At 29.1% G+C, this 508-nt stretch carries 1 protein-coding gene; it reads left to right on the plus strand.

Annotated elements, in window-relative coordinates; translation table 11 throughout:
• The first annotated feature begins 158 nt into the window (after positions 1-158).
• Positions 159-485 carry a type II toxin-antitoxin system RelE/ParE family toxin gene (locus BKH44_RS08660; protein ID WP_257842636.1) on the plus strand — a complete coding sequence of 109 codons (327 nt, stop codon included), beginning with the start codon at positions 159-161 and terminating at the stop codon, positions 483-485.
• Positions 486-508: the final 23 nt, after the last annotated feature.

Consider the following 508-nt stretch of genomic DNA (forward strand, 5'->3'; position numbering starts at 1 on the left):
GGGGATAAAGAGCTAGAAGGACAATATGTAATCAACAAAGTGAGCCATAGTATTGACTCAAGTGGCTGGCGGATTCTTGTGGAGTTTGGGTGAATTGCACTTGATTTTTATTATCAAAAATGATAATATTGTGTTTGAAAAACCATAAAAGGATTTGTTTGGAAGTAATTTTCTTTAATGAAAATGTTGAAAAAGCCACGATGAATTTAAATCCTGATTTGGTAGCTAAGTTTTTTGAAATTATTGAACTGATGGATAAAACAAATTCTTTTAATCTTGGAATGCCTTATACAAAATCTTTGAATAATGGATTATTTGAAATCAGACTAAAGGCAAAGAGTGGGATTACTAGGAGTGTGTTTTGTTATTTTGAAAAAAACTCAATCGTGATTTTGCATACTTTTGTTAAAAAATCTCAAAAAACACCTTTAAAAGATATAAACATCTGCATACAAAGAAAAAAGGAGCTTTTGAATGAAAAATAAAATAAATCTTCAAACCTACAACA

This window comes from Helicobacter sp. 13S00477-4, assembly GCF_002272785.1.
In the GTDB taxonomy this organism is placed as follows: Bacteria; Campylobacterota; Campylobacteria; order Campylobacterales; family Helicobacteraceae; genus Helicobacter_J.